Origin of the sequence: Amycolatopsis samaneae (assembly GCF_039541975.1) — a bacterium.
GTDB classification, from domain to species: Bacteria; Actinomycetota; Actinomycetes; order Mycobacteriales; family Pseudonocardiaceae; genus Amycolatopsis; species Amycolatopsis samaneae.
Genome location: NZ_BAABHG010000001.1, coordinates 721,646 through 742,645, shown reverse-complemented (window position 1 = coordinate 742,645; position 21,000 = coordinate 721,646). Strand labels below are relative to the sequence as shown.

General features: G+C 72.4%; 5 protein-coding genes. All 5 read left to right on the top strand.

Going from position 1 to position 21,000, the window contains the following annotated elements; genetic code table 11:
* The first annotated feature begins 119 nt into the window (after window positions 1-119).
* The 5 genes from ABD987_RS03190 to ABD987_RS03170 all read left to right on the top strand — a co-directional run bounded on the left by ABD987_RS03190 (window position 120) and on the right by ABD987_RS03170 (window position 20,878).
* Complete coding sequence (locus ABD987_RS03190) at window positions 120-12,347, top strand: non-ribosomal peptide synthetase (RefSeq protein WP_345386641.1); 12,228 nt, start codon at window positions 120-122, stop codon at window positions 12,345-12,347.
* 10 nt (window positions 12,348-12,357) lie between these two features.
* Complete coding sequence (locus tag ABD987_RS03185) at window positions 12,358-17,970, top strand: amino acid adenylation domain-containing protein (RefSeq protein WP_345386639.1); 5,613 nt, start codon at window positions 12,358-12,360, stop codon at window positions 17,968-17,970.
* Complete coding sequence (locus ABD987_RS03180; RefSeq protein ID WP_345386637.1) at window positions 17,967-18,176, top strand: MbtH family protein; 210 nt, start codon at window positions 17,967-17,969, stop codon at window positions 18,174-18,176. Before ABD987_RS03185 ends, ABD987_RS03180 begins: the two co-directional genes overlap by 4 nt.
* A 58-nt stretch (window positions 18,177-18,234) precedes the next feature.
* The gene (locus ABD987_RS03175) at window positions 18,235-19,440 is read left to right on the top strand and encodes a cytochrome P450 (protein ID WP_345386635.1); all 1,206 of its coding nucleotides are present in this window, start codon (window positions 18,235-18,237) and stop codon (window positions 19,438-19,440) included.
* 241 nt (window positions 19,441-19,681) lie between these two features.
* Entirely contained in the window at window positions 19,682-20,878 is a 1,197-nt protein-coding gene (locus ABD987_RS03170) for a cytochrome P450 (protein ID WP_345386633.1), read from the top strand.
* The last annotated feature ends 122 nt before the right edge of the window (window positions 20,879-21,000 follow it).

Below are 21,000 nucleotides of genomic sequence, written 5' to 3'. Positions count from 1 at the left end.
CGCGCGGCACATTCCATATCCGGCTTCGACCTCCTCGAATCGAACGAAAACGTGATCGGGGAATACACGGCCGAGGTCGACGACGAACTTCCAGCCTTCGCTGATCGAGGGAGATATTGATGGCTCAGTCGCGGATCGAGGACATCTGGCCGCTGTCGCCACTGCAGGCCGGGTTGCTCTTCCACGCGGTCTACGACGGTGCGGGGATTGATGTCTACATAGGACACTGGATCCTCGACCTCGACGGGCCGGTGGACGCGGCGAGGATGCGCGCGGCCTGGGCGGCGATGCTGACCCGGCACGCTCCGCTGCGCGCCTGCTTCCGGCAGCGCAAGTCGGGTGAGACGGTGCAGGTCATCGCCAGGGAGGTGGAGCTGCCGTGGCGGGTGGTCGATCTGTCCCACCTCGACGATCCCGGGCCTGCCGTGCACGCACTGGCCGAGGAGGACCGGACGAAGCGGTTCGACCTGGAGACGGCGCCGTTGCTGCGGCTGACCCTGATCCGGCTCGGCGACCGCGCGCACCGCCTCGTGGTGACCTGCCATCACACGATCATGGACGGCTGGTCGCTGCCGATCGTGGTCAACGAGCTGTCGGCGCTGTACCCGGCGGGCGGCGACCCGCTGGCCCTGCCCGCGGTGACGTCCTACCGGGACTACCTCGCGTGGCTGAGCAGGCAGGACAAGGAAAGGGCGCTGTCGGCATGGGTCGACGAACTGCGGGGCGCCGAGGAGCCGACGCTGGTGGCGCCCGCCGATCCGGCGCGAGCGCCGTCCGTGCCGGAGAGCGTCGAACTCGCGCTGCCGGCGGACCTCACGCGCTCGCTGGACGAGCTGGCCCGTGGCCGGGGGCTGACGCTGAACACGGTGGTGCAGGGCGCGTGGGCGATGGTGCTCGCGCGGCTGGCCGGCCGGACCGACGTGGTGTTCGGGGCGGCGGTTTCGGCGCGCCCGCCGGATCTGCCCGGTGTGGAGGCCATGGCGGGGCTGTTCCTCAACACCGTTCCGGTGCGTGTGCCGCTCCGCGGCGCGACGCCGGTCATGGAGTTGCTGGCGGAGGTCCAGGAACGGCAGGCGGCGCTCATCCCCGAGCAGTTCGTGGGGCTGGTGGACATCCAGCAGGCGGCCGGGCCCGGCGCGGTTTTCGACACCTTGCTCGTCTTCGAGAAGTTCCCCCACAAGCCCGCCGATTCGGATTCCGAGGGAACCTTCGGCATTCGCGTGAACCAGGGCCGGGCGGCCGCCCACTATCCGCTGACGCTGGTCGTCGTGCCCGGCGAGTCGATGCTCCTCAAACTCGACTACCTGACCGATCTCTTCGATGAGGCCACGGTGTTCTCCATCGCCGAGCGGCTGGCGGCGGTGCTGCGCCGGCTGACCGAGGCGGGCGACCGCACGGTGGCCGAAATCGAGGTGACGAGCGCGGCCGAGCGCGCGGTGGTGCTGGACGACTGGGGCACGGCGTCCGGTGCGGCGCCGGGCCGGTCGGCCCCGGAGCTGTTCGACCGCCAGGTGGAGCGCCACCGTGACCGGGCAGCGATCGTCGACGGCGATCGGACGGTGTCGTTCGGGGAACTGGCCGGGCACGCGGAGCGGCTCGCCGGTTACCTGCGCGAAAGGGGAGTCCGGCGCGGGGACCGGGTGGCCGTGGTGCTGGACCGCTCGCCCGAGCTGATCGCGACGTTGCTCGCGGTGTGGAAGGCGGGCGCGGCCTACGTCCCGGTGGATCCCGCCTACCCGGCGGAACGCGTGAAGTTCCTGCTCGCGGACTCCGGGCCCGCGGCGGTGGTGTGCGCGGAAACCTACCGCGAGGCGGTGCTGGACGTCGGGCTCGATCCGATCGTCCTCGACGATCCCCGGACACGGCGGGCGGTGGCGGAGTGCGCCCGCCTGTCGGCCGGTACGAGCGCCGACGACCTCGCCTACGTGATGTACACCTCGGGGTCGACGGGGACGCCGAAGGGTGTCGCGGTGTCGCACGGCAACGTCGCGGCGCTGGTCGGGGAGCCGGGATGGGCGGTCGGCCCGGACGACGCGGTGTTGATGCACGCCTCGCACGCGTTCGACATCTCCCTGTTCGAGCTGTGGGTGCCGCTGTCCTCGGGTGCCAGGGTGGTGCTGGCCGGACCGGGCGCGGTGGACGGCGAGGTGCTGGCCGGACACGTGGCGGGCGGTGTCACCGCCGCCCACCTGACCGCGGGGACCTTCCGGGTGGTGGCCGAGGAGGCACCGGAGTCGCTCGCCGGGCTGCGTGAGGTGCTGACCGGTGGGGACGCGGTGCCGCCCACGGCGGTGGATCGGGTGCGGCGGGCGAGTCCCGGCGTGCGGGTGCGGCATCTCTACGGCCCGACCGAGGCCACGCTGTGCGCGACGTGGTGGCTGCTCGAACCCGGCGACGCGGCGGGATCGGTGCTGCCGATCGGGCGACCGCTTCCGGGGCGGCGGGCCTACGTCCTCGACGCGTTCCTGCGGCCCGTGCCCCCGGGCGTGACGGGCGAGCTGTATGTCGCCGGGGCCGGGGTGGCGCAGGGTTACCTGGGCCGTGCGGCGCTGACCTCCGAGCGGTTCGTCGCCGATCCCTTCGCGGGGGGTGGTGGTCGGGCGACGGGCGGGAGGATGTACCGGACCGGGGACCTGGCGTACTGGACGGAGGAGGGCACGCTGGCGTTCGCCGGGCGTGCCGACGACCAGGTCAAGATCCGCGGGTATCGCGTGGAGCCCGGCGAGATCGAGACGGCCCTGCACGGCCTGCCCGGTGTCGGCCAGGCCGTGGTGTCCACACGGAACGGTCAGCTGACCGGTTATGTCGTCGCCGAAGCGGGGCAGGAGCTCGACCCGGTGTGGCTGCGCGAACAGCTCGCCGGGACGCTGCCCGAGTTCATGGTCCCGGCCGCGGTGCTGGTACTGGACCGGTTGCCGTTGACGGTCAACGGAAAGGTGGACTGGCGGGCGCTGCCCGAACCGGACTTCGCCGCGAAGACGGCGGGCCGGGAGCCGGGCACGGAGGCCGAACGAGTCCTTTGTGGAGTGTTCGCGGAGGTCCTCGGCCTGGAACGGGTCTGGGTCGAGGACAGCTTCTTCGCGCTGGGCGGTGACTCGATCTCGTCGATGCAGGTGGCGGCCCGCGCGCGGCGTGCGGGGATCTCCCTCACCCCGCGCCAGATCTTCGAGCACCGGACCCCCGAGCGGCTCGCGGCACTGGTGCGGACGGCCCCGGCGGCTCGACGCTCCACAGTGGACACAGGCGTGGGGGAGATCCCGTGGACGCCGGTGATGCGCGCCCTCGGAGACGCCGCGACCCGCCCTGCCTTCGTGCAGGCGAAGGTCCTCGTCACCCCGCCGAACCTGAGTCCGGACGCCCTGGTGGGCGCCCTGCGGGCGGTGCTGGACACGCACGATCTGCTGCGGGCGCGGGTGGAGCCGGACGGGCGGCTGGTCGTGGCCGGGCGCGGCGCGGTGGACGCGGCCGGTCTCCTCACGCGGGTGACGGCCGGGACCGGGGACCTCGACGAGTTCGCCGAACGCGAAGCCAGGAGGGCGGCGGGCACACTGGACCCGTCGGCGGGAATCATGGTGCGGGCCGTGTGGGTCGACGCCGGGAGCACCCGGCCGGGCCGGGTGGCGCTGGTGGTGCACCACCTGTCGGTCGACGCGGTTTCGTGGGGAATCCTGGTGCCGGATCTGCGCTCGGCCTACGACGCGGTGCTCTCCGGCGATACCCCCGCCCTCGAACCCGCGGCGACGTCGTACCGGCAGTGGGCGCGGCGGCTGACCGAGCAGGCGTTCAGCGAAGCCACGATCGCCGAGACCGGGCACTGGGTCGCCGTGCTGGAAGGCGCGGAGTCCTTCCCCGAGGACCGGCCGGGACAGTCGCACTCGTGGTCGCGGACGCTGTCCGGGACCACGGCGCGCGATCTGGTGACCCGGCTGCCCGCGGCTTTCCACTGCGGGATCCACGAGGTCCTGCTGGCCGGCCTCGGCGGTGCGGTGGCACGCTGGCGCGGTACCGGCGCCGGGATCCTGGTGGACGTGGAAGGCCATGGCCGCCACGCCGCCGACGGCGAGGACCTGGTGCGCACCGTCGGCTGGTTCACCAGCGTGCATCCGGTCCGTCTCGACGTCTCCGGTATCGATCCGCGCGGCGCGGCGGCCGGGCAGTTGCTGAAGACCGTGAAGGACCAGGTCCGCGCCGCCCCCGGCGACGGCCTCGGCTACGGGCTGTTGCGTTACCTCAACCCCGGTACCGGGGCCAGGCTGGCGGAGCTGCCGTCCCCGCAGATCGGCTTCAACTACCTCGGCCGGTCCGGTCTCGCCGACGGGGAAACCGGGTGGCAGGAAAGCGAAGACGCGCTCGGCGGCGGTCCGGGGATGCTCATGGTCCACGCGGTGGAGGTCGCCGCGGACGTGCGGGACACACCCGGCGGGCCCCGGCTGAGGCTCGCCGTCGACGGCCGGGATCTCGACCCCGTCGCGGTGGAACGGCTCGGCGAGGCCTGGCTGGAGACGCTGACCGGTCTCGCGGCACTGGCCGGGGATCCCGCCACCGGCGGGCACACCCCGTCCGACTTCGACCTCGTCGCGTTGACCCCGCTGGACGTGGCGGAGCTGGAGGCGGCGGCACCGGGACTGACCGACGTCTGGCCGCTGTCACCGTTGCAGGAGGGCATGCTCTTCGAGCGGGCCTTCGACGAGGACGGCGTCGACGTCTACCAGAGCCAGCGGGTCCTGGACCTCGACGGACCGCTCGACGCGTCCCGGTTGCGCGCGGCGTGGCAACGGCTGATCGCCCGGCACGAGTCGCTCCGGGCGGGTTTCCACCAGCTGGGGTCCGGCGAAACGGTGCAGGTCGTCGCGGGCGAGGTCGAGATTCCCTGGCGTGAGGCCGATCTGTCGCACCTCGACGAGGCGGCCGCGGCCGAGGAGGTCGACCGCCTGCTCGCGCGGGACCAGGCGGAGCGGTTCGACGTGACCAGGCCGCCGTTGCTCCGGTTGTCGCTGATCCGCCTCGGGGAGCGCACGCACCGGCTCGTCGTGACGTCGCATCACCTCGTCCTGGACGGCTGGTCCACCCCGCTCGTCCTCGGCGAGATGTCGGCCGGTTACGCGGGCGGACAGGGCTCTTCGGCGCCACCGTCCTATCGGGACTATCTGTCGTGGCTGCGCGGCCAGGACGAGGAGGCGACCCGCGCGGCGTGGCGGGCCGAACTCGCCGGCGTGGACGAGCCGACCCTGATGGACGCCGACGCGGACAGGACCATGGTCCTGCCGGACGGGCACGGCGAATGGCTGTCCGAGGAGGCGACGCGGGCCCTCACCGGCTTCGCGCGCGGCCATGGCTTGACGGTGAGCACGATCGTGCAGGGCGCGTGGGCGCTGGTGCTGGCGCGGCTGGCGGGCCGGACGGACGTGGTGTTCGGGACGGTGGTCTCGGGGCGTCCGGCGGAGGTGCCCGACGTCGAGCGGATGGTCGGGATGTTCATCAACACCGTCCCGGTCCGCGTGCGGCTCCAGGGCGACCGGCCGATGCTGGAGGTGTTGCGGGACCTGCAAAGCCGCCAGTCGGCGTTGACCGAGCACCAGCACCTGGGGCTGGCGGGGATCCAGCGGCTGGCGGGGACGGGCGCGGTCTTCGACACCATCGTGATGGTCGTGAACTACCCGGACGACGACGCCGGTCCCGGCGGCGATGACGGTTTCGCGATCCGGTCGGTCCGCACCCGGACCGGGACCACCTATCCGCTGACCCTGAGCGTCTCGCCCGGAAAGCGGTTGCGGATCGACGCGGCCTACCGGCCCGATCGGCTCGACCGGGAAACGGCGGCCGAGGTCGTCCGGCAGGTCGTGCGGGTCCTGGAACGGGTGGTGGCGGAGCCCGCGCTGCCGGTGGGCCGCCTGGCCGTGACCAGCGCATCGGCGCGCGCGTCGATGGTGGAGCACGGGAGTTCGAGCGCCGAAGCGGCGAGCGGGTCGTCGGTGCCCGAGCTGTTCCGGCGGCAGGTGGACCGGTCCCCGGACGCGGTGGCGCTCGTGGACGCCGGTCGCACCCTGTCCTACACCGAACTCGACCGGGAATCGGATCGGCTGGCGGGGCGCCTGGCCGGCAGGGGCGTCCGGCGCGGCGACCGCGTCGGCGTGGTGGCCGGACGCGGCGCGGATCTGGTCGTCGCCCTGCTCGCGGTCTGGAAGGCGGGTGCCGCGCAGGTACCGGTCAATGTGGACTATCCGGCGGAACGGATCGAGCGGATGCTGTCCGGCTCCGGCGCCTCAGTGGCGGTCTGCGTGACGGCCACCCGCGACGCGGTGCCCGCCGGGGTCGAGCCGGTGGTCGTGGATGCCCCGGCGAGCGGGGAAACGTCTTACGAGGCACCGAAAATCACGGCCGGTCCGGACGACGTGGCCTACGTGATGTACACCTCGGGATCGACCGGCGTGCCGAAGGGCGTCGCGGTGCCGCACGGCAGCGTGGCGGCGCTGGCGGGCGATCCGGGCTGGTCGCAGGGGCCCGGCGATCGGGTGCTGCTGCACGCGTCGCACGCGTTCGACGCGTCGCTGGTCGAAATCTGGGTGCCACTGGTCAGCGGGGCCCGGGTGGTGGTCGCGGAACCGGGCGCGGTCGACGCGCAGCGGCTGCGGGAAGCGATCGAGGGCGGCGTGACCACCGTCCACCTGACGGCCGGGACCTTCCGGGCGCTGGCCGAGGAATCGCCCGAGTCCTTCCGAGGGCTGCGCGAGATCCTGACCGGTGGGGACGCGGTGCCCCTCGCCTCCGTCGAGCGGTTGCGCCGGGCGTGCCCCCAGGTCCGGTTCCGTCAGCTCTACGGCCCGACCGAAAGCACCCTCTGCGCCACCTGGCAGATCCTCGAACCGGGGGCGGAAACGGGCGACGCGCTGCCGATCGGGACGCCGCTGGCCGGGCGGCGGGTGTACGTGCTCGACGCGTTCCTCCAGCCGGTGTCCCCGAACGTGACCGGTGAGCTCTACGTCGCCGGTGCCGGGCTGGCACACGGCTACCTCGGCGCGACCGGGCCGAGCGCGGACCGGTTCGTGGCCGATCCGTTCGCTGCCGGTGCGCGGATGTACCGCACCGGCGACCTGGCGCGCTGGACGGAGCGGGGCGAGCTGCTGTTCGCCGGACGGGCCGACACCCAGGTGAAGATCCGCGGCTACCGCGTCGAGCCGGGGGAGATCGAGACGGCGCTGACCGAGGTACCCGGCGTCGCGCAGGCGGTCGTGGTGGCCAGGGAGGAACGTCCCGGCGAAAAGCGGCTGATCGGCTACGTGACCGCGGAATCGGGACGGGGACTGGATTCCGATGCGGTGCGGGCACACCTCGCGGCGCGGCTGCCGGAGTTCATGGTGCCCGCGGCGGTGCTGGTGCTGGACGTCTTCCCGTTGACGCTCAACGGAAAGATCGACCGCGGCGCCCTGCCCGCCCCCGAGTTCGCCGGGCACGAGACCGGGCGCGAGCCGCGCACCGAGGCCGAGCGAGTGCTGTGCGAGCTGTTCGCCGAGATCCTCGGGCTGGACCGGGTCGGGCCCGACGACGGCTTCTTCGAGCTGGGCGGCGATTCGATCCTCTCGATGCGGCTGGCCGCCCGCGCGCGGCGCGAAAATCTCGTCTTCGGCGCGAAGCAGGTCTTCGAGCAGAAGACGCCCGCGGGGATCGCGGCGGTCGCCGAACAGGGCGGACCGGCGCGGGCCGAGGACGCCGACGGCGTCGGCGAGGTCCCCTGGACGCCGGTGACGCGGGCCCTGCTCGAACGCGATCCCCACGCGATGACCCGGGGCGCGCTCGCGCAGTGGGTGACCGTGGGCGCGCCCGCCGACCTGTCGGTGGCGACGCTGACCGCCGGGCTGGCCGCGCTGCTCGACACCCACGACCTGCTGCGCGGCCGGGTCGTCGAAAGCGGCGGCGCGCGACCAAGGCTGGTCGTGGCCGACCGGGGAACGGTGGACGCGGCGGCGCTGGTCGAGCGGGTCGAGGCCGGTACCGGTGCGCTGGACGAGCTCGCGGACCGGTGCGCCGAAGAGGCGGCCGCCCGGCTGGCTCCCGCCGCCGGTGCGCTGCTCCGCGCGGTGTGGGTGGACGCCGGGCCGGGCCGGGCCGGACGGCTTGTCGTGGTGGCGCACCATCTCGTGGCCGACGTCGTGTCGTGGCGGATCCTGGTGCCGGACCTGCAGGCGGCCTGCGAAGCGGTGGCCGCGGGCCGTGAACCGGCGCTCGATCCGGTCGAGGTCTCGTTCCGGCGCTGGGCGCGGACGCTGGCCGACGAGGCGGCGATCCGGACCCCGGAACTGGCGAAGTGGACCGAGATCCTCGACGGGGCCCAGTCGAGGCTGGGCGAGCTCGACTCCGCGCGCGACACCATGTCGACCGCCGGACGCCGGACCTGGACGGTGCCCAGGGAACGGACCGCCGTGCTCGTGGAGAAGGCGACCTCGGCCTTCCACTGCGGTGTCCACGAAGTGCTGCTGGCGGCACTGGCCGGCGCGGTGGCGTACTGGCGCGGCGGCACCGCCGTCGTGGTGGACGTCGAAGGGCACGGCCGCCAGCCGATCGGCGAGCTGGACCTGTCGCGCACGGTCGGCTGGTTCACCGACGTCCATCCGATCCGGCTGGACGTGACCGGGGCCGACCCGGGCGAGGTGCTCGCCGGGGGCGACGCGGCCGGTCGACTGCTGAAGCAGGTCAAGGAAAACGTGCGGGCGATGCCCGACGGCGGGCTCGGCTACGGGATGCTGCGGTATCTCAACGCCGGGACGGGGCCGGTCCTCGCGGCACTGCCGAAGGCGGAGATCGGGTTCAACTACCTCGGGCGCTTCTCGTCCCGTGGCGAAGGCGCGGCCGAACCCTGGCGGATCACCGGAACCATCGGCGGCACGGGGGAGCCGGACCGGCCGTTGCGGCACGTCATGGAGATCGACGCGGTCGTGCTGGACTCCGCCGAGGGACCCGAGTTCGGTCTCACCCTCACCTGGGCCGGGCGGATGCTCGGCGAAGCCGAGGCGGAATCGCTCGCGAAGACGTGGCTGGACATGCTGGCCGGCCTCGCCGCGCACGCCGTCGACGACGGCGCGGGCGGGCACACGCCGTCCGACTTCCCGCTCATTTCGCTGACCCAGCGGGACGTGGCGGAGGTCGAGGCCGCCGTGGGGGAGCTGCTCGACATCTGGCCGCTGTCCCCGCTCCAGGAGGGCCTGCTGTTCCACGCCGCGGACGAGCGCGGGCCGGACGTCTACGCGAGCATGCGGAAGCTCACCCTCGACGGTCCGCTGGACGCCGCCCGCTTCCGCGCGTCCTGGCAGGCCCTGCTCGACCGGCATCCCGCCCTGCGGGCGAGTTTCCACCAGCTCGGATCCGGCACGGCCGTGCAGGCGATCGCCCGCGAGGTGACGCTGGACTGGCGGGAGACCGACCTGTCCCGGCTGCCCGAGGACGAGGCGCTGGCGGAGTTCGACCGCCTCGCGGCGCGCACGCACGCCGAACGGTTCGACCTGACGCGGGCACCACTGCTGCGCCTGCACCTGGTGCGTCTCGGCGAACGCAGTCACCGGCTGGTCTTCACCTCGCACCACATCGTGGCCGACGGCTGGTCACTGCCGCTCATCACCGTGGGTGTGCTGACGGCCTACGAAGCCGGTGGTGACGGCCGGGCGCTGCCCGCCGCGACGTCCTATCGCGACTACCTCGCCTGGATCGCCCGCCAGGACAAGGCGGCCGCCGGGCAGGCGTGGCGGACCGAACTCGCCGGGCTCGACGAGGCGACCCACGTCGTGCCGCCGGACACGATCACCGCGCCCCTAGAGCCCGAACGCGTCGGGTTCGAACTCGACGAGGAGCGGAGCCGGCGTCTGGTGGAGTTCACCCGGCGGCACGGCGTCACGATGAACACCCTCTTCGAGGGAATCTGGGCGCTGCTGCTGGCCCGGCTGACTGGACGCGCCGACGTGGTCTTCGGCGCCGCGGTGGCCGGGCGTCCGCCCGAGATCCCCGGCGTCGAGTCCTCGGTCGGCCTGTTCATGAACATGCTGCCGGTCCGGGCCCGGCTCACCGGCGCCGAACCGTTCCTCGACATGCTGGCGGACCTCCAGGAACGGCAGGTCGCGTTGATGTCGCACCAGCACGTCGGACTCGCCGAGCTCAAGCAGCTCGCCGGTCCCGGCGCGGCGTTCGACACGATCGTGGTCTTCGAGAACTACCCGCCCCCGGCACCGCGGCCGCGGTCCGGGGACCCCGACGCGCTCGTCATGCGCTCCACCGGAATCCCGAACGACACCGGGCATTATCCGCTGTCCATGCGCGCCTCCGCGGCGGGTCTGGTGCACGGTGAGTTCATCTACCGGCCGGACGTGGTCGACCGGGCCGAGGCCGGGGAACTGCTCGCGGCGATCCTCCGCGCGCTGGAACAGGTGGTGGCCGAGCCGCGGACGCCGGTCGGCCGCGTCGGACTGATCGGCCAGGAGCAGCGCCGCCTGGTGGTGGACGAGTGGAACCGGACCGACGTGCCGCTGGCGCCCGAAACCCTGCCGGCGGTGTTCCGCCGGCAGGTGGAGCGGGCGCCGGACGCGGTCGCGGTCGAGGACGCGAAGCGCCGGCTGTCGTTCGGCGAACTGCTCGGCGAGGTGGAATCGCTGGCCCGGCTGCTCGTCGGACTGGGCGTGCGCCGGGAGACCAGGGTGGGCGTGGTCGTCGGCCGCTCGGCCGAGCTGGCGGTGACCCTGATGGCGGTCACGTTCGCCGGCGGGGCGTTCGTCCCGGTCGATCCGGACTATCCCCGTGAGCGCGTCGAGTTCATGCTGGCCGACTCGGCGCCGGAGGTGCTGGTGTGCACCGCGGCGACCCGGACGGTCGTGCCGGCGGGCTTCGCGGGCACGGTGCTGGTGCTCGACGACCTGCCCGCCGCCGACCCGGACGTCGAGTTGCCTCCGGTGGCGCCGGACGACGCGGCGTACGTGATCTACACATCGGGGTCGACCGGGGTGCCCAAGGGTGTCGTGGTCACCCACTCCGGGCTCGTCAACCTGGGGTACGCGCACATCGAGCGGATGGCCGTGACCTCCTCCTCCCGGGTCCTGCAGCTGTCCGCCATCGGGTTCGACGCCATCGTTTCCGAGCTGTACATGGCTTTGCTGGCCGGCGCGACCCTGGTACTGCCCGACGCGGGGAGCATGCCGCCGAGGGTGACGCTGGGCGACGCGCTGCGCAGGTGGCGGATCACCCACCTCACCGTGTCGCCGAGCGTGCTGGCGGCCGAGGAGGACCTGCCGGACACCCTGGAGACCTTCCTGACGGGCGGCGAGGCACTCCCGGCCGCGACGGTGGACCGCTGGTCGCCGGGCCGCCGGGTGATCCAGGCCTACGGGCCGACGGAGACGACCATCTGCTCGACGATGAGCGCCCCGTTGTCCCCTGGCCACGACCAGGTCCCGCTCGGTGGCCCGATCCACAACGTGCGGCACTACGTGCTCGACGCCTACCTGCAGCCGGTGCCGCCGGGGGTGGTCGGCGAGCTCTACATCACCGGCGTCGGGCTGGCCCGCGGCTACCTCGGCCGCCCCGGCCTGACCGCGGAACGGTTCGTCGCCAGCCCGTTCGCCCCCGGCGAGCGGATGTACCGCTCCGGCGACCTGTTCCGCTGGACCAGGGAGGGCCAGCTGCTCTTCGCGGGCCGGATCGACGCGCAGGTCAAGGTGCGCGGGTACCGGGTCGAGCCGGCCGAGATCGAGGCCGTGCTCGCCGAGCACCCGGAGGTCGCCCAGGTGGCGGTCGCCGTGCACCGGGACGGGCCGGGCGACAAACGGCTGGTGGCGTACTTCGTGCCCTCGGCCGAGGCCACCGCCGAGGGCGGCGACCTGGCCTCCGCGCTGCGCGAACTGGCGGCCGAACGCCTACCGGAGTACATGATGCCCGCGGCGTTCGTGCCGCTGGACCGGATGCCGCTGACCCCGAACGGCAAGCTCGACCACCGGGCGCTGCGGGCGCCCGACTTCGGCGGGATGTCGTCGAGGCGGGAGCCGGCCACGGCCATGGAGGCCCGGCTGTGCGCGCTGTTCGCGGAGGTGCTCGGCCTGGAGCGAGTGGGTCCCGACGACAGCTTCTTCGAACTCGGCGGCGACTCGATCATCTCGATGCAACTGTCGGCGCGGGCCCGCCGGAAGGGGCTGGAACTGAGCCCGTGGCAGGTGTTCGAGGAGAAGACACCGGAACGCCTGGCGGCGGTCGTCAAGGAACTCCCCGCCGAGGGCGCGGACACCGCGGCGGCGCCCACGGCGGGCGCGCTCGTGGATCTTTCCCCTGACCAGATGGACCAACTCGTGACCGGACTGGCCGGCGAACAAGCGCTGTAAGGAGCAGATCGTGACCGTTGACGATACTCGCGCAAAACCCCGCTCCAGCGTGGAAGACGTATGGCCTCTTTCGCCGCTGCAGGAGGGAATGCTCTATCACACCGCGCTCGACAGCGGCCCGGACAGCGCCTCGGGCAGTGCCTCGGGTAGCGACGGGGCGGACACCTACACGGTGCAGACCGTCTACGGCATCGACGGCCCGCTGGACTCCGCGCGGCTGAGGGCGTCCTGGCAGGCCGTCGTGGACCGGCACGCCGCGCTGCGCGCCTGTTTCCGCTACGTCAGCGGCGCGCAGCTGGTGCAGGTCATCGCGCGGGGCGCGGAAATCCCTTGGCGCGAGACGGATCTTTCCGGGCTGCCGGAGGACCTCGCCGAGGACGAGGTGGACCGGCTGGCGGCGGCGGAGGTGGCCGAGCGCCTGCGTATCGAGTCGGCGCCGCTGATGAAACTGCACCTGGTCCGGCTGGGCCCGGAACGCCACCGGCTCGTGCACACACTGCACCACGTGCTGGTGGACGGCTGGTCGATGCCGATCATCCACCGCGAACTCGCCGCGATCTACGCCGCGGGCGGGACCGCGTCCGGGCTGCCGGACCCGGTGTCCTATCGGGACTATCTCGCCTGGCTGGGCAGGCAGGACAAGGAACTGGCGCGGGCGGCCTGGCGGGCGGAACTCGCCGGGCTGGACACGCCGACCACGGTCGCCGCGCCCGATCCGGCCCGCGCCCCGGACATCCACACGACGGTGCTCGAACTGTCCACGGAACTGACGGACGGGCTGGCGGAGTTCGCGCGCGGCCACGACCTCACGCTCAACACCGTCGTGCAGGGCGCGTGGGCCGTCGTGCTGGCCCAGCTCGCGGGCCGCGACGACGTCGTGTTCGGCGCGACCGCCTCCGGACGGCCCGCCGAGCTGGCCGGGGTGGAGTCGATGGTCGGCCAGCTGCTCAACACCCTGCCGGTGCGGGTCCGGCTCGACGGCGGGAGCCGCGCGGCCGAGCTGTTCGGCCGGCTGCAGCGCGACCAGTCGGCCCTGATGGCGCACCAGCATCTCGGCCTGCAGGACGTGCGGGCCGTCGCCGGGCCCGGAGCGGTCTTCGACACGCTCGTCATCTACGAGAACTTCCCCCGCAAGGGACTCGGCCGGGCCGCGGACGGCGGCCTGAGCCTGATCCCGGTGAAGCGGGGGCGGAACTCGTCGCACTACCCGTTCACGCTGATCACCGGACCCGGCGAGCGGATGCCGCTGATCCTCGACTACGACCGGGGCCTGTTCGACCCCGAGGCCGCCGAATCGGTCGTCGGCGCGCTGGCCAGGGTGCTGGCGCGGCTGGTCGCCGAACCCGACGTCCTCGTCGGCCGCCTGACGCTGGTGAGCGAGGCCGAACGCGCCCTGGTACAGGACGAGTTCACCGCGACCGCGGGTCCGGTGCCCGGCGACTCCGTCGTCGAGCTGTTCGCCCGGCGGGTGGCCACCGGATCCGGTGCCGCGGTGGCGATCACCGACGCCGGCGGCGCGAACCTGACCTACGCCGAGGTGGACCGGGCGTCGGACCGGCTGGCCGGTTACCTCGCCGGCCGCGGCGTCGGCCGCGGCGACCGCGTCGGGGTGGCCATGGAGCGCTCGCCGGAGCTGCTGATCGCGTTCCTGGCGATCTGGAAGGCGGGCGCCGCCTACGTTCCGGTGGACGTCGAGTACCCGGCCGAGCGGATCTCCTTCATTCTCGACGATTCCGGCGTCTCGACCGTCCTGTGCACCGAAGCCACCAGCGCGGTCGCGCCGGAGAACGCGATCGTGCTCGACGCGCCGGGAACGCGCGCGGCGGTGCGCGACTGTGCCGCGCCGGGGATCCGGCCGCACGCGGACGATCTCGCCTATGTCATGTACACCTCCGGATCCACCGGCCTGCCGAAGGGCGTGGGCATCCCACACGGGGCCGTGGCCGGTCTGGCGGGTGACGCGGGCTGGCGGATCGGTCCCGGCGACGGCGTGCTGATGCACGCGACGCACGTCTTCGACCCGTCGCTCTACGCGATGTGGGTGCCGCTCGTCTCGGGCGCCCGTGTCCTGCTCACCGAGCCGGGAGTGCTGGACGCGGCCGGGGTACGGCAGGCCGTGCGCCGGGGCGCGACCTACGTCCACCTCACCGCCGGTACTTTCCGCGCGCTGGCGGAAACCTCGCCGGAATGCTTCGAGGGCCTGATCGAGATCGGGACCGGTGGCGACGTGGTTCCCCTGCAGTCGGTGGAAAACCTGCGGCGGGCCCAGCCCGGCCTGCGGGTGCGCAACACCTACGGGCCGACCGAGACCACCCTGTGCGCGACGTGGCTGCCGATCGAGCCCGGCGACCCGCTCGGCCGGGAGCTGCCGATCGGTCATCCGATGACCAACCGCGCGATCTACGTCCTGGACACCTTCCTGCGCCCGGTCGCGCCGGGCGTGGCGGGCGAGCTGTACATCGCGGGCACGGGCCTGGCCCGTGGGTACCTGAACAGTCCGGGCCTGACCGCCGACCGGTTCGTGGCGTGCCCGTTCCGCGAGGGCGAACGCATGTACCGCACCGGAGACCGGGCCCGCTGGAGCAGGGACGGGGAGATCGTGTTCCTCGGCCGCGCCGACGACCAGGTGAAGATCCGCGGCTACCGGGTCGAGCTCGGCGAGGTGGAGGCCGCGCTGGCGGCGCAGCCGGGCGTGGTCGAGGCGGTCGTCCTGGCGCGGGAGGACCAGCCGGGCGAAAAGCGTTTGGTGGGCTACTTCGTGTCCGACGGCGGCGACGCCGGGGCCGAGGAGATCCGGCGGCAGCTGGCCTCGGTCCTGCCCGGCTACATGGTTCCCGTCGCGGTCGTCGCCCTGCCCGGCCTGCCCGTCACCCCCAACGGCAAGGTCGACCGCCGGGCCCTGCCCGCCCCGGATCTCGCGGGAAGCGCGTCGGGGGACGAGCCGGACAGCGAGACCGAGAAGGTGCTGTGCGCGCTCTTCGCGGAGATCGTCGGCGTCGACCGGGTGGGTGTCGACGACACCTTCAACGACCTGGGCGGGAACTCGGCGCTGGCCATGCGGCTCATCGCGCGGATCCGCGAGGAACTCGGCGAGGACCTGCCCATCCGGCAGCTGTTCAGCTCGCCGACACCCGCGGGGATCGCCAGGGCGCTCGCCGCGAAGTCCCGCCCCGCGCTGGAAGCCGCCGACCGGCCGGACCGGGTGCCGCTCACCGCCCGGCAGCTCCGCGCCTGGCTGCTGGCCCGTCCCGGAGAGGAGACGGCCGGTCTGCACCTCTCGGTCGCACTGCGGTTGCGTGGCCGGGTGGACGTCCCCGCGCTGGCCGCGGCGCTCGGTGACGTCGCGGCCAGGCACGAGATCCTCCGGACGAGCTTTCCCGGCGACGCGCGGAGCCCGCACCAGCACGTCCACGACGCCTGGACGGCCGAGCTGACTCCGGTCCCGGCCACCGAGGAGGAGCTTCCCGGGCTGCTCGCCGAGCGGCGCGCGGCGGTCTTCGACCTGACCCGGGAGGCGCCGTGGCGGTGTGACCTGTTCGCGTTGTCGGACAAGGAACACCTGCTGCACCTGCGGGTGCACCGGATCCTCGCCGACGACGGCTCGCTGGAGGTGTTCTTCCGTGACCTGGCGGCCGCGTACGGCGCGCGGCGCGAGGGCCGGGCCCCGGAGCGCGCGCCGCTGGCGCTGCAGTTCGCCGACTACGCGATCTGGGAGCGGCGGCTGCTCGAAGACGAGGACGAGCCGGGCAGCCTCACGAACGAGCAGGTCGTCTTCTGGCGGGAAAACCTGGCCGGTATCGACGAGGAGACGGTGCTGCCGTTCGACCGCCCGCGACCGGCCGTCCCGTCACGCCGGGCCGGCACCGTCGGGCTGCGGCTGGACGCCGATCCGCACGCCCGGCTGATGGCGGCGGTGGCCCCGGCCGACGCGGACGCGCTCCAGGTGGTGCACGCCGCGCTCGTCATGCTGCTGGCCAAGGTGGGCGCGGGCCACGACCTGGTGATCGGCACGACGCTGCCCCGGGACACCGACCTCGTCGACCTGGAGCCGATGATCGGGCCGTTCGCCCGGCCGGTGGCCCTGCGCACGGACGTCTCGGGTGACCCGACCTTTCTGGAGGTGCTCACCCGGGTGCAGGAGGCGGCCCATGCCGCGCACGAGCATCTGGACGTGCCCTTCGAGCGGCTCGCCGAACTGCTGGGCCTGCCCGCCTCGCTCTCCCGGCACCCCGTTTTCCAGGTGGGACTGGAAGTGCTGGAGGAGGAGCTCGGTACCTGGGACGCCATGGAACTGCCGGGCCTGCGCACCAGCGTCGAGCCCGGCGGGGCCGGGGCCACGGAGCTGGATCTGGCGTTCGAGCTCACCGAGCGCCGTGACGACGACGACCACGAGGACGGCATCGAGGGCACCCTCCGCTACGCCGCCGACCTGTTCGACGAAACCACGGCGGAGTCGATCGCCCGGCGGCTGGTCCGGGTGCTGGAACAGGTCGCGGAGGATCCGCGGCGGCGGCTCGGCGAGCTGGACATCTTCCTGGACGAGTTCGAACGTGGCCGTCCGGCCATCGCACCGGCGCGCTGGTCCGGGGAAGTGCCACCGGCGCTCGCCGAACTCGCCAGGGACGGTCTCGGCGCGCTCCTGCTCGACGACGAGCTGAGCCCGGTCGCTCCCGGGGCCGTGGGCGATCTCTACGTCACCGGGCCGGCGGTGGACGCGGGCAGGGCCGAGGGGCCGACCGTGCCCTGTCCGTTCGGGAGTCCGGGACACCGGATGCTGCGCACCGGCCTGCTCGCCAGGAAGACCCCCGCCAAGACCCTGGTCGTGGTGGGCGAGCGGCGGCGCTCGGCCCCTTCGGTGAAGACCGGCGACTACGAGATCCTGCTGCCGCTGCGCGTCGAGGGCGACCGCCCGCCGCTGTTCTGCTTCCACGCGAGCGGGGGCCTGAGCTGGAACTACCAGCCGTTGCTGCGGCATCTCCCCGCGGACCAGCCGGTCTACGGCGTGCAGGCACGCGGCCTCGCCCGTACCGAACCCCTGCCGGGCAGTGTCGAGGAGATGGCGGCCGACTACCTCGACCAGATCCGCGCCGTGCAGCCTGCCGGGCCGTATCACCTGCTCGGCTGGTCTCTCGGCGGCAGGATCGCGCAGGCGATGGCCAGGCTGCTCGAAGCGGACGGGGAAAAGGTCGCCCTGCTCGCCCTGCTCGACGCCTATCCCGTCTACATGGGACGCAAGACGGACGGCTCCCCGGATGCGGAAGAGGCCCTCGAAAAGCGAAACCAGCGGGACCTGGAGCTCGCCGGGCAACTGGTCAAGGGGGCGGCCGCCAGGGCCCGTCTCGAAGCGGTCATGCGCAACCTCTGGGAAGTCGGGCCCCGCCACACCGCCTCGCCCTTCTCCGGCGACATCCTGCTCTTCGTCGCCACGGAGGACCGTCCCGAGCACCTTCCCGTTCCGGTGGCGACGGCCAGCTGGAAGGACTTCACCAGCGGGACCGTCGAGCCGCACGAGATCCCGTCCAACCACTACGACATGGTGCAACCCGCGGCGATGGCCCAGATTGGAGCCATCGTCGCCGAGAAACTCCGGCCGCGGCCGGAAAGTGAAGGGACACAACGATGACCAATCCGTTCGACAACGAAGACGGTTCCTTTTTCGTGCTGGTCAACGAGGAGGGCCAGCACTCCCTGTGGCCCTCCTTCGCGGAGGTGCCCGCCGGCTGGACCCGCGCGCACGGCGAGGCCACCCGTCAGGAATGCCTCGCCTACGTCGAGGAGAACTGGACGGATCTGCGGCCGAAGAGCCTCATCCGGGAAATGGGCGCCTGAGGCGAAGGTGTCCAGCCGTTCGACCCGGACGGTTGGACGAGGCGAAAGGACCTGTGCGGTGGTCGAGGAGAACAACGTTTTCCGGGGCACGTTCGAGGAGATCAACGTCGATCTCGGCCTGGACATACACCGGCGGGACCGGTTCGATCCGGTGCCGGAGCTGCGTGCCCTGATGGCCGAGGGCCCCATGCCCGTACTGGGCGTCGAGGACGCCCCCGAAGGGCGGACCGCGTGGCTCGCCGCCGGGTACGACGAGATCCGGCAGGTGCTCAGCTCGGACAAGTTCAGTTCCAAGCTGCTCTACCGGGGCACCGCGGCCGGGTTCATCTTCCCCGGCTTCCTCACCCAGTACGACCCACCGGAACACACGCGCCTGCGCCGGATGGTGACGGGCCCGTTCGCCATCCGGCGGATGCGGGGTTTTCAGCCACAGGTCGAGAAGATCGTCGAAGCCACCCTGGACGAGATCGAGTCCACCGGCGGCCCGGTGGACTTCGTCCCGCGGTTCGGATGGCCCATCGCGACGACGGTGACCTGTGACTTCGTGGGCATTCCCCGCGATGACCAGGTGGAGCTGTCCCGTGCCCTGCACGCCAGCAGGGCCGAACGGTCGGGAAAGCGGCGCCTGGCGGCGGGAAACAAGTTCTGGACGTACATGAACCAGGTCGTGGCCCGGACGCGCCGCGATCCCGGTGACGACATGTTCGGTGTCGTGGTGCGCGAACACGGTGACGAGATCACCGACGCGGAGCTGATCGGCGTGGCCGCGTTTGTCATGGGCGCCGGCGGGGACCAGGTGGCTCGCTTTCTCGCCGGGGCCGCGTGGCTGATGGTCGAGGAGCCCGGGCAGTTCGCGGTGCTGCGGGACCGGCCGGACACCGTGCCGGACTGGCTGGACGAGGTGGTCCGGTACCTCACCAGCGACGAGAAGACCACGCCGCGCGTCGCGCTGGAGGACGTGCGGATCAGTGGTTGCCCCATCAAGGCGGGCGACACCGTCACACCCTCGTTCCTGGCCGCGAACCGCTGGAACTTCCCCGGACCGGAGGACCGGTTCGACATCACCAGGGAAAAGCCCGCGCATGTCGCGTTCGGGCACGGCATCCACCACTGCCTCGGCCGGTCGCTGGCCGAGCTGGTGTTCCGGGTGGCGATCCCGGCGCTGGCGCACCGCTTTCCCACCCTGCGGCTGGCCGAACCGGATCGCGAGATCAAGCTGGGCAAGCCGCCGTTCAACGTGGAAGCCCTGCCGCTCGACTGGTAGTGCCGGATCCGGAAGGAGAATCGATGGCAGTAGCGAGTATTTCGAAAGTGGCTTGCGTAGCGGTGCGGGTAGCGGAACCTCAGACGCCCTCTCACTCCGGGATCGTCTCCTCATGAATGCCGATTCACCACGTCGCCGCTGTCCTCGCGAGAGGACGTCTGAGAACCCGCAGCGGTGCAAGTTGACGGCCCACAGCAAGCGGCTCCGCCGCTTATGAAGACAGAACTGGAGGGGTTTCCCGGTGAGTGACGAGGACTCGCGTCCTGTCCACATCAGACGGCGGGGTCTCGATCCGGCGGACGAACTGCTCGCCGCCGGACCGCTGACGAGGGTCGCCACCGGATCGGGAGCGGACGCGGGGAGCCAGTGGATGGCCACCACGCACGCCGTCGTGCGGCAGGTGATGGGCGATCACCGGAGGTTCAGCACCCGGCGCCGCTGGGACCGGCGGGACGAGGTCGGCGGCGAGGGCGTCTTCCGGCCGCGTGAGCTGGTCGGCAACCTGATGGACTACGACCCGCCCGAGCACACCCGGCTGCGGCAGAAGCTGACCCCCGGCTTCACCCTGCGCAAGATGCGGCGCCTGCAGCCCCGCATCGAACAGATCGTCGCCGAACGGCTCGATGCCATGGCACGGGCCGGATCACCCGCGGACCTGGTCGAGTTCGTCGCCGACGAGGTGCCCGGTGCCGTGCTGTGCGAGCTGGTCGGGGTGCCCAGGGACGACCGGGCCATGTTCATGCAACTGTGCCACGGGCATCTCGACGCCTCGCGAAGCCAACGGCGGCGGGCGGCGGCGGGCGAGGCGTTCTCCCGCTACCTGCTGGCCATGATCGCCAGGGAACGGAAGGACCCCGGCGAGGGGCTGATCGGGGCGGTCGTCGCCGAATACGGCGACGAGGCCACGGACGAGGAGCTGAGAGGCTTCTGCGTTCAGGTGATGCTGGCGGGCGACGACAACATCTCCGGCATGATCGGGCTGGGCGTGCTGGCGCTGCTGCGGCACCCCGAGCAGATCGCCGCGTTCCGGGGTGACGAGCGGACGGCGCAACGGGCGGTCGACGAGCTGATCCGCTACCTGACGGTCACCTATGCCCCGACACCCCGGATCGCCATGGAGGACGTCACCATCGGGGACCAGGTGATCAGGAAGGGGGAGAGCGTCCTCTGCTCGCTCCCGGCGGCCAACCGCGATCCCGCGCTGGTGCCGGATCCGGACCGCCTCGACGTCACCCGCGAGCCCGTCCCGCACGTCGCGTTCGGACACGGTGTGCATCACTGCCTGGGCGCCGCGCTCGCCCGCCTCGAACTGTGCACCGTCTATACCGCCCTGTGGCAGCGTTTTCCCACGCTGAGGCTCGCGGAACCCGCCCAGGAGAACAGGTTCCGTCTCACCACCCCGGCGTACGGACTGACCAGCCTGCCGGTCGCGTGGTGATCGTCCTGGCCGTCCACGCGCGGCGCTGGACGTCCTGCCCGATCACCGATGAAACTACAGGCGTCAGCGTTTTCGCGGCGAAGACCAGCCGGCGCTCCCGGTCAGCGAAGGAGCTTCAACTC